Source organism: Salmonella sp. SAL00672 (assembly GCF_046552175.1).
Classification (GTDB): Bacteria; Pseudomonadota; Gammaproteobacteria; order Enterobacterales; family Enterobacteriaceae; genus Salmonella; species Salmonella enterica.
The window spans coordinates 51,494-64,548 of sequence record NZ_JBGDUQ010000007.1; the positions used below are offsets into that span (position 1 = coordinate 51,494).

The 13,055-nt window shown below is 54.4% G+C and carries 12 protein-coding genes; 5 read left to right on the forward strand and 7 right to left on the reverse strand.

The genetic code is table 11. The features are described from left to right. Window positions 1–147 precede the first annotated feature (147 nt). Complete coding sequence (hmpA, locus tag ACLJTG_RS16885) at window positions 148–1,338, reverse strand: NO-inducible flavohemoprotein (protein ID WP_023209431.1); 1,191 nt, start codon at window positions 1,336–1,338, stop codon at window positions 148–150. A gap of 324 nt (window positions 1,339–1,662) precedes the next feature. On the opposite strand from hmpA, the gene glyA reads away from it, so the two are divergent. Further along, window positions 1,663–2,916 (forward strand): serine hydroxymethyltransferase, encoded by a 1,254-nt coding sequence (gene glyA / locus ACLJTG_RS16890; protein WP_000919178.1) that lies wholly within the window; start codon window positions 1,663–1,665, stop codon window positions 2,914–2,916. A gap of 195 nt (window positions 2,917–3,111) precedes the next feature. Continuing rightward, window positions 3,112–4,251, forward strand: coding sequence for a 3-phenylpropionate MFS transporter (locus ACLJTG_RS16895; protein ID WP_001173729.1), 1,140 nt, complete (start codon window positions 3,112–3,114; stop codon window positions 4,249–4,251). On the opposite strand, the gene csiE is transcribed toward ACLJTG_RS16895, so the two are convergent. Beyond that, window positions 4,246–5,523: a stationary phase inducible protein CsiE gene (gene csiE, locus ACLJTG_RS16900; RefSeq protein WP_000982964.1), complete on the reverse strand. Its 1,278-nt coding sequence runs from the start codon at window positions 5,521–5,523 to the stop codon at window positions 4,246–4,248. The genes ACLJTG_RS16895 and csiE overlap by 6 nt on opposite strands. Window positions 5,524–5,648: 125 nt before the next feature. Between csiE and ACLJTG_RS16905 the strand changes: the two genes are divergently transcribed. Both ACLJTG_RS16905 and ACLJTG_RS16910 read left to right on the forward strand, forming a co-directional pair. Continuing rightward, the gene (locus tag ACLJTG_RS16905; protein WP_079786932.1) at window positions 5,649–6,287 is read left to right on the forward strand and encodes a DUF1007 family protein; all 639 of its coding nucleotides are present in this window, start codon (window positions 5,649–5,651) and stop codon (window positions 6,285–6,287) included. Next, window positions 6,278–7,264, forward strand: coding sequence for a nickel/cobalt transporter (locus ACLJTG_RS16910; protein WP_000111016.1), 987 nt, complete (start codon window positions 6,278–6,280; stop codon window positions 7,262–7,264). The genes ACLJTG_RS16905 and ACLJTG_RS16910 overlap by 10 nt, the downstream gene beginning before the upstream one ends. On the opposite strand, the gene asrC is transcribed toward ACLJTG_RS16910, so the two are convergent. The 5 genes from asrC to suhB all read right to left on the reverse strand — a co-directional run bounded on the left by asrC (window position 7,265) and on the right by suhB (window position 12,162). Further along, a complete protein-coding gene (gene asrC, locus ACLJTG_RS16915; protein ID WP_000020685.1) occupies window positions 7,265–8,278 on the reverse strand; it encodes a sulfite reductase subunit C in 1,014 nt (337 codons plus the stop codon). A 10-nt stretch (window positions 8,279–8,288) separates the two neighbouring features. After that, window positions 8,289–9,107: an anaerobic sulfite reductase subunit AsrB gene (asrB, locus tag ACLJTG_RS16920; protein WP_000017587.1), complete on the reverse strand. Its 819-nt coding sequence runs from the start codon at window positions 9,105–9,107 to the stop codon at window positions 8,289–8,291. 3 nt (window positions 9,108–9,110) lie between these two features. Next, complete coding sequence (gene asrA, locus ACLJTG_RS16925) at window positions 9,111–10,154, reverse strand: anaerobic sulfite reductase subunit AsrA (protein ID WP_000985199.1); 1,044 nt, start codon at window positions 10,152–10,154, stop codon at window positions 9,111–9,113. A 181-nt stretch (window positions 10,155–10,335) separates the two neighbouring features. After that, window positions 10,336–11,214, reverse strand: a complete 879-nt coding sequence (locus ACLJTG_RS16930) for an alpha/beta hydrolase (RefSeq protein WP_000174939.1) — start codon at window positions 11,212–11,214, stop codon at window positions 10,336–10,338. Window positions 11,215–11,358: 144 nt separating this feature from the next. Next, entirely contained in the window at window positions 11,359–12,162 is an 804-nt protein-coding gene (gene suhB, locus ACLJTG_RS16935; protein ID WP_000553473.1) for an inositol-1-monophosphatase, read from the reverse strand. 118 nt (window positions 12,163–12,280) lie between these two features. Here suhB and trmJ point away from each other — a divergent pair, with 118 nt between their 5' ends. Beyond that, the gene (gene trmJ, locus ACLJTG_RS16940) at window positions 12,281–13,012 is read left to right on the forward strand and encodes a tRNA (cytosine(32)/uridine(32)-2'-O)-methyltransferase TrmJ (RefSeq protein ID WP_000940032.1); all 732 of its coding nucleotides are present in this window, start codon (window positions 12,281–12,283) and stop codon (window positions 13,010–13,012) included. The last annotated feature ends 43 nt before the right edge of the window (window positions 13,013–13,055 follow it).

Consider the following 13,055-nt stretch of genomic DNA (forward strand, 5'->3'; position numbering starts at 1 on the left):
ATAATAACACGATTTGCACAGACTTTTTTTATTCCCCTTTTTTGTAAAAGAAAGGCATAAAAAGCAGCGCAATAAGCAGGGGAACGGGGAGGAAAACGGGCGTTCGCCTTAACGATAACGCCCGTTTTTTCAGAGGATTTCTTGCAATTACAGCACTTTATGCGGGCCGAAGCATTCGTAATGAATGTTTTCGTTATTCACGCCAAGTGAAACCAGTTGTTTTGCGGCAAACTGCATAAAGCCTACCGGGCCGCAAAGATAGAACTGCATTGCCGGATCGCTGATTGCGGCTTCCAGTTGGCTTAAATCCATCAGTCCTTCGCTGTCAAAGAGGCGTTGGGCGCGATCGGCCTCGGTCGGTTCGCGGTACCAGGTATGGGCAGTGAAACGCGGCAGTGTACGGCCCAGCTCGCTCACTTCGTCGGCAAACGCATGGACGTCGCCGTTCTCCGCCGCGTGGAACCAGTTCACCTGCGCGGTATGCTGTTCTTTCGCCAGCGTATCGAGCATCGCTAACATCGGCGTCTGGCCGACGCCAGCGGAAATCAGCGAAACGGGGGTATCAGCGGCGACATTCATAAAGAAGTCACCTGCCGGCGCAGCCAGATGTACCACATCGCCTACGCTGGCGTGATGGTGTAACCAGTTTGATACCTGGCCGCCGTCTTCACGCTTCACGGCAATACGGTACCCTTTGCCATCGGGTTTACGGGTCAGTGAATATTGGCGGATCTCCTGATGCGCAAAACCTTCCGGCTTCAGCCAGACCCCTAGATACTGCCCGGGACGGTATTCCGCCACCGTACCGCCGTCGACTGGTTCAAACTCAAAGCTGGTGATCAGTGCGCTACGCGGGGTTTTTGCAACGATGCGGAAGGGGCGCGTGCCTTCCCAGCCGCCGTCTTTGCTGGCGTTCTCGTGATAAATCTCGGCTTCCCGATGAATAAAGACGTTAGCCAGTACGCCATAGGCTTTGCCCCACGCGTCCAGCACTTCCTGGCCCGGGTTGAACATTTCGTCCAGCGTCGCCAGCAAATGCGTCCCGACGATGTTGTACTGCTCCGGCTTAATCTGGAAGCTGGTGTGCTTCTGCGCGATTTTTTCTACCGCCGGCAGCAACGCCGGTAAATTTTCGATATTGCTGGCGTAGGCCGCGATAGCATTAAACAGGGCTTCACGCTGATCGCCGTTACGCTGGTTGCTCATATTGAAGATTTCTTTGAGCTCCGGGTTATGCGTAAACATACGGTCGTAGAAGTGGGCGGTCAGTTTCGGTCCTGTTTCAACCAGTAGGGGAATGGTGGCCTTTACTGTAGCGATGGTTTGTGCGTCAAGCATACGTGCTTCCTTTATGTGAAAATCTAATGATGTATATCAAATGCATCTTATAAAAATACCCTTGCATTGTAAATGGTTCTTCTCTGCTTTACGTTATGGATGTAACAACGTGAAAAATCTGCATCACAAAGCTGAAAAGAAATCCGTTGAAATTCGTCAGGCTCTCGTTCAGGAAACCCTTATCTGACGCACAGGTAATCGTTTGCGTAAAAACCTTTGTCAAGACCTGTTATCGAAGAATGATTCGGTTATACTGTTGGCCGAAGTCCCACGGACTGCCTTTTCAGGCACAAATTTTATTGTTAGCTGAGTCAGGAGATGCGGATGTTAAAGCGTGAAATGAACATTGCCGATTATGATGCCGAATTGTGGCAGGCTATGGAGCAGGAAAAAGTACGTCAGGAAGAGCACATCGAACTGATCGCCTCCGAAAACTACACCAGCCCGCGCGTGATGCAGGCGCAGGGGTCTCAGCTGACCAACAAATACGCTGAAGGTTATCCGGGCAAGCGCTACTACGGCGGTTGCGAATACGTTGATGTCGTAGAGCAACTGGCTATCGACCGCGCGAAAGAACTGTTCGGCGCCGACTACGCTAACGTGCAGCCGCACTCCGGTTCTCAGGCTAACTTCGCTGTTTACACCGCGCTGCTGCAGCCGGGCGACACCGTTCTGGGTATGAACCTGGCGCAGGGCGGCCACCTGACTCACGGCTCCCCGGTTAACTTCTCCGGTAAACTGTACAACATCGTACCTTACGGTATCGATGAGTCCGGTAAAATTGACTATGACGAGATGGCGAAGCTGGCCAAAGAGCACAAGCCGAAGATGATTATCGGTGGCTTCTCTGCCTACTCCGGCGTGGTTGACTGGGCAAAAATGCGTGAAATCGCTGACAGCATCGGCGCATACCTGTTTGTCGACATGGCGCACGTGGCGGGCCTGATTGCCGCAGGCGTTTACCCGAACCCGGTTCCGCACGCTCACGTTGTCACCACCACCACCCACAAAACCCTGGCGGGTCCGCGCGGCGGCCTGATCCTGGCGAAGGGCGGCGATGAAGAGCTGTACAAAAAACTGAACTCCGCCGTGTTCCCAAGCGCGCAGGGCGGCCCGCTGATGCACGTGATCGCGGGTAAAGCGGTAGCACTGAAAGAAGCGATGGAGCCGGAGTTCAAAGTTTACCAGCAGCAGGTGGCGAAAAACGCCAAAGCGATGGTAGAAGTGTTCCTGAACCGCGGCTACAAAGTGGTGTCTGGCGGCACTGAGAACCACCTGTTCCTGCTGGACCTGGTGGATAAAAACCTGACCGGTAAAGAAGCTGACGCCGCGCTGGGCCGTGCTAACATCACGGTGAACAAAAACAGCGTGCCGAACGATCCTAAGAGCCCGTTCGTGACTTCCGGTATCCGCATCGGTTCTCCAGCGGTCACTCGTCGCGGCTTCAAAGAAGCGGAAGTGAAAGAGCTGGCTGGCTGGATGTGTGACGTGCTGGACAACATCAATGATGAAGCCACCATTGAACGCGTGAAAGCGAAAGTACTGGATATCTGCGCCCGCTTCCCGGTTTACGCGTAAGCGCTTATGCTGTGAAAATGGCCCGATGGCGCTGCGTCTGTCGGGCATTACTTATGCGCCATAACGTGACGCCGCCGGAAGTCATTATCCGGCGGCGTTGCCGTTTGAACTTCTCCCTCCGCTTGTTAATCTTATGTTACCCTTGCCAGCGCAACCGTTTACCGCCAGACTATCGCCTCCAAACGGGAGGGAATCATGGCATTGCATTCCACGCGCTGGCTGGCGCTCAGTTATTTCACCTACTTCTTTAGTTACGGTATTTTTCTGCCCTTCTGGAGCGTCTGGCTCAAAGGTCTTGGGCTAACGCCGGAAACCATCGGTCTTCTGCTGGGCGTGGGTCTGGTCGCGCGTTTTCTCGGTAGTCTGCTCATTGCGCCTCGCGTAAGCGATCCTTCGCGGTTGATCTCCGCGCTGCGCGTACTGGCATTGCTGACGCTGGTATTTGCGCTGGCATTTTGGGCAGGAACGCATGTCGCGTGGCTAATGGTGGTGATGGTTGGGTTTAACCTCTTCTTTTCACCACTGGTGCCGCTGACCGATGCGCTGGCCAATACCTGGCAAAAGCAAATTACCCTGGACTATGGTCGGGTGCGGCTGTGGGGGTCCATCGCCTTCGTGATAGGGTCGGCGCTGACCGGTAAGCTGGTGAGTTTATACGATTACCAGGCGATTCTGGCGCTACTGACGCTCGGCGTCGCCTCGATGTTGCTGGGTATGTTGTTACGTCCCAGCGTGCCGCCGCAAGGGGAAAGCCGTCAGCAGGAGAGCGCAGGCTGGCCCGCCTGGCGTACGCTGGTGGCACAAAGTTGGCGTTTTCTCGCCTGCGTCTGTTTGCTGCAAGGGGCGCACGCCGCCTACTACGGTTTTAGCGCCATCTACTGGCAGGGGGCTGGCTATTCAGCATCGGCGGTCGGCTATTTATGGTCGTTGGGCGTGGTGGCGGAAGTGATCATTTTCGCCCTGAGTAAAAAGCTATTTCGCCGGTTTAGCGCCCGCGACTTGCTGTTGCTTTCCGCTGTGTGCGGCGTGGTACGCTGGGGACTGATGGGCTGGAGTACGGCGTTGCCGTGGCTGATTGTGATACAAATCCTGCACTGTGGCACGTTTACCGTTTGCCATCTGGCCGCCATGCGCTATATCGCTGCGCGTCAGGGAAGCGAGGTGATTCGTTTGCAGGCCGTCTATTCCGCTGTGGCGATGGGCGGCAGCATCGCGATTATGACGGTATTTGCCGGTTTTCTGTATCAACATCTGGGCGGCGGCGTGTTCTGGATTATGGCGCTGGTGGCATTGCCCGCTATCTTCCTTCGGCCCAAAGTGGTTGCCGCGTCATGATTCCAGGATCTTGCGGATCTGCTGCTGTTGGTGCTCTGTGAGGGTGCGATCCGCATGAATTAATGGCGGTGAGAAGAGCGGTAGCGGCGTGGCGTAAGGGGTAACAATCAGCGCTACGCCGCGCGGGCATCCCTCTTTTTGAAATGCCTGGAGCGATAGCCGTCTGATATTCAGCGGCAACAGGGTCAGTTCACGCAGTTGCTGCTCAATATGCGTCTCCAGCGCATCATTTTTATCCGCTAACAATACGATCTGTCTCTCATGCAAATCGTTATCCTGCATTAGCCAGGCGCCGAAAATCACTGCCACCAGCCCCGTCTCTTCCTCGGAAAAGTGGATACCATATTCGGCTTCAAACCCGGCGAGCGCCTCACGTGTGGTGCGAACCAGACGCGGATAAAGACGGTTGAACTCTTCCGGAAGCGTATTATCGATGCCAATCGTGAATAAACTTCGGTTCAGCGCCTGGGCGAGATGGACATACAGCTGATCGTTAAGCCCTTGTTCGTCGCTGAAGCGTACGTTCCCTTTTTCTCGAAAGCGCAGCACCAGCCGCGCCACCTCCAGTCGCAGTTGCTGCGCCCGTTGATGCGTGTCGCGAATCGGGTCGGGGAGGCGAATCATTGAAAACAGTAACGCCATAAACAGCGCTTCATTGAGCGGTGCGGCCTGCATCACGTGGCGCTGCCAGTGACGACCAATTTCCTGGGCGAGTGGATATTCCGCGCACGACTGCGCCCAAATCTGCTGTACAGGGTTGAACTCCGGGGTGATGCCGGCATGGTGTTGTAGCAGACAATACTGTAAAAAGAGACGCAGGAACTGCACGTCGCGATGTTCAAATGGTTTTTGCAACCGGCGGGCGCACAGATTGATGAGCGCGTGCAGATTAATATCGTCATACAGCGGACGCGCGATACCGCGCTGCTTTAGCGCGTTTTTTAAGGCCGGGGTAAACTGTTGCGTGACGAAGGTCGGGCATAAACGCAGGCCGCGCCTGAGCCAGTGTAAAAGGCAAAGGCGCTGATCGAGTGCTGTACCTTCGATCCGATAGCAACCGTTCTGGCATGTTGTGATGGCAAGGCGATGATAGCGCTGGATCTCCAGGCTTGTCTCAGTGATATCCTCACGGGCAGTATCATCATCAACGCCATTAAGCGCGCTGAAGATTTCCACCGTGGCAATTGGCTCCGGCTGGAAAAGCGTCAGCAATACCTGACAGCGGCGCTGGGGAGCGGAAAGTACAGATGGTGGGGCAATTGTCGGCATCATCTGTCAGGTCTCCCGTTAGTTTGTCTGGTAAGGATAGCTAAAGTTTGCGTGTGAAAAATGTGATAAGCGTGCTTTTAGGCCAGGAATGCTGAGGAGTGTCACAGAATTTTTATCGCGAGGAACAGATGAAGCCAGTGAAACGCAGCGCCTTAACACTATTTCTTGCCGTTTTATCTTTCGTGGCGGCGGCGCATCCGCACAGCTTCATCCGTCTGCAAACGCAGGTGGTCAGTGAAAATGAGCAATTTGTGGCGTTAAAAATGCGCTGGACAATGGACGCGCTGACGTCCGCAGATCTGCTGTATGACGCCGGAAACGCGGCACCGGGGTCAGAAATATGGAAAAAGTTGGCGGCGGAAGTGATGGCTAACGTACTTGGGCAGCACTACTTTACAGAAGTGTGGCGCAATGGCGCGAAAGTGAAGTTTAAAAACAGGCCGACAGAATACGGTATGACGCGTGACGCGCATCAGGCGGTATTGACCTTTACGCTACCGCTGGCTGAACCGCAGCCGTTAAGCGGACAGACTTATACCTTTTCAACGTTTGATCCCTCTTATTATGTCGATATGCATTATGACCAGGACAGCGATATCACGATGCCGGAACCGCTGCGCGAAAAGTGTCGGATTCAGGTTTATACTCCTGCGCCCGGCGAAGAGACGCTACGTTTCGTCCAGTCGCTGGATAAAGAGGACGCGCCGCCGGAGGATATGGATTTAGGTAAACAGTTTGCCCAAACGGTGACCTTGCAATGTCAGTAATTTTTTCTCAACGCACTCCGGGGCGACGCTGGCTCTCGCTGTGGCCATTGGCGTTATTCCTGCTGCTGATGCTGGTTGGCGGTCTGTGGATATGGCAGGCCTGGCCGCAGGTGATGTTGAAAAGCGCTCTTTGGCAGCGGGACGTAAATCAGCAGTTGAGCGCGCTGCTTAATGCGGTGGCGACGCATCCTGAGCGGGCGGGCGGATCGTTGCTTCTGCTGAGCTTTATGTATGGCGTGCTTCATGCGCTGGGGCCGGGACACGGCAAAGTGGTGATCGCGACATGGCTGGCGACGCATCCTTCGAAGTTGAAATCGAGTATCGTGTTAACCCTCGCCGCCGCGTTATTACAGGGGCTCGTGGCTATCGGGTTGGTGGTGGGCGTGCTGACCGTATTGCAACTTCCGGCCAGGCAGCTCCATCTGAGCGGCTTCTGGCTGGAAAAGGGGAGCTATGCGTTAGTTGGCGGGCTGGGCATTTTGCTGTGCTGGCGGGCCATAAAAAGGTTACGCGCGCTGCTACGTAAACCTGTCTTTATCGCTTTTACGCCGCGCCATGTTCACCATGAAAAATGCGGCTGCGGACATCAGCATCTACCGACGCAGGAACAATTGCATAGCGGCGATGACTGGCGCGCGCGATTCATGATCGTACTGTCTATGGGGATGCGGCCCTGTTCCGGCGCGATAATGGTGCTGTTATTCAGTAAAGTGATTGGCGTTTTTAGCTGGGGAATGGCGTCGGTACTGGCGATGGCGGCGGGAACCTCGCTAACGATTACCTCGCTGGCGTTGCTGGTACACACTTTTCGTGCTCTGGCGGTGAAACTCAGTGGAAACAAAGCGCCTGCGTTATGGCGGCAGGTAGGCTGGTCAACGCTGGCGCTGGCCGGAGGGGTGATACTGCTTGTCGCGGCGCTGGTCATGTGGTTTAGCGTGCCGCAGCCTGTGGGCGGGCTGCGGCCATGGCGTGGTTGATTAGTGTCCGGCGGGTTTGAGATGCATCCGCGCGACGGATTCGTCTTCGGCCCAGTAAATGCGTTCGGCGACCATCGCTTCCGGATTGAGCTGAACGCCGCGCAGTACCCGTTCTTTAAAACGCAGATAGCCGCCTTTGTCGATCAGATGGCCCATATGTAGATAGATCGGTTTTCCGCCGAGCATCTCTTTTTCAAATTCATACAGGTTAACGATCACCTGCTTTATCACATCTTCAGTCACCCAGTTGAGGAAGAGCTTGCCGACGCGCGGCGTCTTTTTACTGGTGCGTCCGCCCAGACGGACTTGCCAGAGCTGATCCGGCTTACGTTGCCAGGCCAGCGTCGGACAGGCCAGCACGCACTCGCCGCAGCCGATACAGGCGGACTCTTCTTTGACCGCTTTGCCGTTCTTCAGCGCCAGGCAGCCTACCGCGTGGTGACTACAGGCCTTCACGCAGGCGCCGCAACCGATACAGCGATCGGCAGTGAAGCGCATTTTCGCCACGCCAATAATTCCCAGATCTGCCATTGACGCCTTCGCGCAATCATTCGGGCAGCCAACGATGACCGTTTTGAGATGATAAGGGCTGGGATAGACCAGTTTTTCAAGACGACGGGACAGACCGGTCGTGTCAGTGTTGGCTTTCTGGCAAATGCGGTTCCCCTGACAGGCGACAATATTTCGCCCGCCAATAGCGAGATAGCCCGCTTTGGTATCCTCAACCTGGACGTCGCACAGTTCTATTTCAATCTCGCGAAGAAACGGCTCCAGCGCGGCGTTCACGTTGTCGATATCTTCGTAACGGATACCCGGCATCGCCAGCTTCTGGCGGGTAGTGAGGTGAATTTGTCCGTTGCCCCAGGTTTCGGCGATGTCACGCGCCACCGTTAGCAAATGCGCAGGCAAAATACCGCCGGGAATGCGGACGCTGATCATGGCTTCGCCGCGCACTTTTGACAGGCGATATTCGTTTTTCGCACGGGCTTTAATGATATCAATATCAATGCTCATGATGTTCTCCTTAATCGGCAAAACGTTGCGCGACGGCGTAGTTAAATATCGGACCGTCGGTGCAGACATACACTTCGCCCATACGGCAGTGGCCGCACTTCCCGACGGAGCAGGCCATCCGGCGTTCGTAGTCCACCCAGATTTGCTCCGGCTTGAGCCCTTTTTGCAGCAGCATTTTTACGGTAAAGGTAATCATTATTGGCGGCCCAACGACGATGGCCTGCATAGTGTCGATATCGCTAAGCGTCATGTCGGCAAGCCGATCGGTCACCCGGCCAATCTGGTAACGGTCATCAGCCTCGCCTTCATCCAGCGTGAGTACCAGATTATGTTTGCCGCGCCACGTCGCCATTTCTTCTTTGTACAGCACGCAATCGCGATTTTTATAGCCGAGAATCATATCCAGTTGACCAATTTCCTGGGGATTCTCAACGAAATAGCGCATTAAGCCTTTCACCGGCGCGACGCCCGTGCCGCCTGCGACAACCAGTAAGGGTTTATGGCGCAGCGTATCGACCGGATAGCCATTGCCATAGCAGCCGCGTAGCCACACGTTGTCGCCTTCTTTCAGCGTAAAGAGGGCGCTGGTCACTTTTCCGACATTACGAATCAGCAGATCTATCCAGCCGTCGCCGTAGTCGGAAACGGAGATGGGCGCTTCGCCGACGCGCGGCAGCGACACCTCAACAAATTGCCCCCAGTGCGCGGGAAAATCGACGGCCACGCGGAAATTCCACTCCAGCGGCGTGTGGCGAGTAATACTGAGGATGCGGTACGCCGCAGGCAGCAAACTGTGCTGCGGTTTATCATGACAGGAACAATGTGACATGCGTTATGCCTCCTCTGCCAGCGCCTGCCGAACGGCAGCGGTCATTTTATTGATAATCAAAGAAAATTTGATGTATTGCGGGCAGCGATCGTCGCAGCGGCCGCAGCCGACGCACATATGTTCAATGCCGTTGCGCGCTTTGTAGTCATTGACCTTATGCAGGGCGCGGTAGCGCAGACGCTCGCCGGGTTTTTCGCGAAAACCATGACCGCCGGCCATGTCGCTAAAGCCCGGCACCATGCAGCTTGCCCACTGGCGACGGCGTTCGCCGCGCTGCGGATTTTCATCATAGGCGACGTCAAAGACGCTATAGCAGGTACAGGTTGGGCACCCGGTAGTGCAGCGGCCACAACTGATGCAGCGGCTGTCGTAGGCGTCCCATAGCGGGTGGCGGGTGAGAATGTCGCGAATTTTTTGCGGATCGCGGCAAACGCTGTCCGGCGTGACGACGGTTTCCCGGTTTTCGCTGACGAAAGAGGGGGTATAGTCAGCCTCCTGCCCCAGCCCTTGTATCGCCGCCTCGATAAAGGGATCGCGGATGCTGACAAGCGCGCCCTCATCGCTAAAACGCATGGCGGCGCTATAACAGTCAGTTTTATTGGTACCCATTGAGACGCAGAAACAATTTTCGAAGCTTTCTTCACACTCAATAAGGACGAAACGAATATGCTCCCGTAGCAGTTGATAACTGTAATCGGAATTATTCCCATTTGATAAATACATATAATCCAGCCGCGACATGGCGTTAATGTCGCAGGCGCGGGCAAAGATGATTATCGGGGAAATGTCTGTCTCGGCAATTTGAATGGTGTCTTTATCGAAATAAAAGAGCGTTTCGGTGATAGGGGCGATAATGGTATTCGGCGACATGTGCGATTTCTCGTGCCAGATGAGATCGCGCCAGCCGCTAATCCGTTGATAAATAATGTTGTCAGTGTCGGAAAAACGTCCGCCGCGAAACTCTGCGGACGGGGCAAACACGCGCCATTTTTTGTTTAATCGCTGGATAAGCAAACTAAACTCGTCAGGCGTAATTTTGATAGCCATCACATACTCCACAGTAATATTCAGGAAAAACAAATGAAAATAAATTGTTATAAAAATCAGTTGAATATTACTGTTACGCTAGCGCTAATCCACCGCCTTCGCTAACGGGAAAAAATGGTTTTTACTATCGGTATAATAAATATATTCTTAATCATAAAATATGCATATATACAGCGTCGCGCTATTTAGCGGATAGCGCGGTCTGAATAAATTTAATCATTGCATCACGGTAAAGGTTTGCATAACGTCCGGAAAAAGCATCAATGTGATCGCCGTCAGGAATGAAGATTTTTTGTTTGGGCTCCCGGGCGAGGGCATACAATTTCTCACTGTCCTGCCAGGGAATAACATGGTCTGCCGTGCCATGAAGAATCAATACCGGAATGGGGCTGACGCTGGCGATATTGCGATCCGCGCTATAGCGGTCATCAAGCAAATAGCCGCTGCCCGGGATCATCTGGTTGGCGATGGAGGAATAGGATAAAAACGTTGAGTCGAGAATAATCGCACGTATGCCCGCCTGGTCGGCGTAGCGCATATTTGCGCAGCCTACGCAGTGGCCTACGGCGGCCAGCACATTATTGCCGCCCAGGCTCTGCCCCAGCAGTACCAGGCGCTCGGGGTTAACGTCGGCACGATGCCGCACATAATCTATCGCGCTTTTCGTATCGTCCAGTAGCCCTTCTTGTGATGGGGTGCCCTCAGATTCGCCAAACCCACGGTAATCAAACATAAACAGGTTTACGTTGCGTTCTGGCAGCCAACTGACTAACGGCCAGTGCGCCGACATATTTCCGGCGTTGCCATGGGCATGAATCACCGTCGCGACGGCGTTTTCCGGCCTGCCGAAAGCAGTGGGAATAAACCAGCCGTGCAGATGCGTGCCATCTTTGGCGGTAAAGGTAATGGATTCAGCTTCGGCAGGGGTTGGCCCATAGACTTTATTGTCCGGGTAATAAAAGGCATTGATCGCTACGCGGGGTAGCAGATAAATACAGACCACAATGATAAACAGAATAAAAAGGGATTTGACGATGCGTCGGGTATGTTGAAGGGTCATGTTCGCTTCCTTGCCGCTTTATGCCAATAGCGGAGCAGGGAGCGATCGTACAAAAACATGCAGGCAAGTAAAGCGATGAGGCTGTGTTTAGGAAAAACGCCTGAAAAGGCACGGCGGATGAGTGGCCCCATCCGCCGAAGAGACTTAGCGCTTCAGCGCATCGCTCAGTTCGTCGCGCATATTCGCCAGCATGGCTTTAACGACGCGCGGATTCCCCGCCACGATATTACCGGTCATCATGTAGTTATGACCGCCGGTGAAATCGCTGACGATACCGCCCGCTTCACGAACCAGCAGTTCGCCCGCGGCGAAATCCCACGGACGAAGGCCAATTTCAAAGAAACCATCGACACGACCTGCAGCCACATAGGCCAGATCCAGCGCGGCGGAACCGGTGCGGCGGAAATCGGCGCATTCGGTGAACAGCTTGCCGATAATATTAATGTAGGTGGTCGCGTATTGTTTGGCTTTGAACGGGAAGCCGGTAGCGAGAATAGTGCCGTCCAGATCGCGCGCGGTACTGCCGCGCAGACGGTAGCCGTTCAGTTGCGCGCCCTGACCGCGGGTGGCGGTGAACAGTTCGTTACGCATCGGATCGTAAACGACAGCCACTTCAGTACGGCCTTTAATGCGTACGGCAATGGAAACGGAGAAGTGTGGCAGACGTTTGATGAAGTTGGTGGTGCCATCCAGCGGATCGATAACCCATTGAACATCCTGATCTGTGCCAACGTGCTCACCGCTTTCTTCGGTGATAATAGTGTGTTGCGGGTAAGATTTGCGAATGGTGTCGATAATTACCGCTTCAGCGGCCTTATCTACGTTGGTCACAAAATCGTTACTGCCTTTTTGGCTCGCTTCTACAGCGTCCGGAGTTTCATAGTTTTTGGCAATTACATTACCCGCCTTGCGCGCTGCGCGCACGGCGATGGTCAGCATCGGATGCATCGGTCTCTCTCACTGGATGTTAAAGAACGGGAAAACGGCGCAGAGTATAGCAGCGAGATCGGAATCTGTCTTGGTTTTATGGTAAGATGTCAGAATAATCTTTAGCTGAAGAAAGACAATGCTGCAAAACATTCGAATTGTGCTGGTGGAAACCTCCCACACCGGCAATATGGGCTCCGTGGCTCGCGCTATGAAAACCATGGGCTTAACTAACCTGTGGCTGGTAAACCCGTTGGTGAAACCGGACTCCCAGGCCATCGCCCTGGCGGCAGGCGCCAGCGATGTGATCGGTAATGCGCAGATCGTCGATACGCTGGATGAAGCGTTGGCTGGCTGTAGCCTGGTGGTCGGCACCAGCGCCCGCTCCCGCACTCTGCCGTGGCCGATGCTTGATCCGCGCGAGTGCGGCTTAAAAAGCGTGGCGGAAGCGGCAAATACGCCGGTTGCGCTGGTTTTTGGTCGTGAGCGTGTCGGGCTGACTAACGATGAGTTGCAAAAATGCCATTATCACGTCGCTATTGCCGCTAACCCGGAGTACAGCTCGTTGAATCTGGCGATGGCGGTACAGGTCATCGCGTATGAAGTCCGCATGGCCTGGCTGGCGACGCAGGAAAACGGCGACGCGGCAGATCATGAAGAGACGCCGTATCCGCTGGTGGACGATCTTGAACGCTTCTACGGCCATCTGGAGCAAACGTTGCTCTCCACTGGCTTTATTCGCGAAAACCATCCGGGGCAGGTGATGAATAAATTGCGCCGTCTGTTTACCCGCGCCCGCCCGGAAAGCCAGGAGTTGAATATTCTGCGTGGGATTCTGGCGTCTATTGAGCAGCAGAATAAAGGCAAGTAACCGCGTCAATACCGCACGGAACGCTAAATACCTGACTAATTTA

Bases quoted from the DNA above. Each gene is read 5' to 3' on its own strand.
- hmpA (WP_023209431.1), bottom strand. From the start codon at position 1,338: ATGCTTGACGCACAAACCATCGCTACAGTAAAGGCCACCATTCCCCTA.
- glyA (WP_000919178.1), top strand. From the start codon at position 1,663: ATGTTAAAGCGTGAAATGAACATTGCCGATTATGATGCCGAATTGTGG.
- ACLJTG_RS16895 (WP_001173729.1), top strand. From the start codon at position 3,112: ATGGCATTGCATTCCACGCGCTGGCTGGCGCTCAGTTATTTCACCTAC.
- csiE (WP_000982964.1), bottom strand. From the start codon at position 5,523: ATGATGCCGACAATTGCCCCACCATCTGTACTTTCCGCTCCCCAGCGC.
- ACLJTG_RS16905 (WP_079786932.1), top strand. From the start codon at position 5,649: ATGAAGCCAGTGAAACGCAGCGCCTTAACACTATTTCTTGCCGTTTTA.
- ACLJTG_RS16910 (WP_000111016.1), top strand. From the start codon at position 6,278: ATGTCAGTAATTTTTTCTCAACGCACTCCGGGGCGACGCTGGCTCTCG.
- asrC (WP_000020685.1), bottom strand. From the start codon at position 8,278: ATGAGCATTGATATTGATATCATTAAAGCCCGTGCGAAAAACGAATAT.
- asrB (WP_000017587.1), bottom strand. From the start codon at position 9,107: ATGTCACATTGTTCCTGTCATGATAAACCGCAGCACAGTTTGCTGCCT.
- asrA (WP_000985199.1), bottom strand. From the start codon at position 10,154: ATGGCTATCAAAATTACGCCTGACGAGTTTAGTTTGCTTATCCAGCGA.
- ACLJTG_RS16930 (WP_000174939.1), bottom strand. From the start codon at position 11,214: ATGACCCTTCAACATACCCGACGCATCGTCAAATCCCTTTTTATTCTG.
- suhB (WP_000553473.1), bottom strand. From the start codon at position 12,162: ATGCATCCGATGCTGACCATCGCCGTGCGCGCAGCGCGCAAGGCGGGT.
- trmJ (WP_000940032.1), top strand. From the start codon at position 12,281: ATGCTGCAAAACATTCGAATTGTGCTGGTGGAAACCTCCCACACCGGC.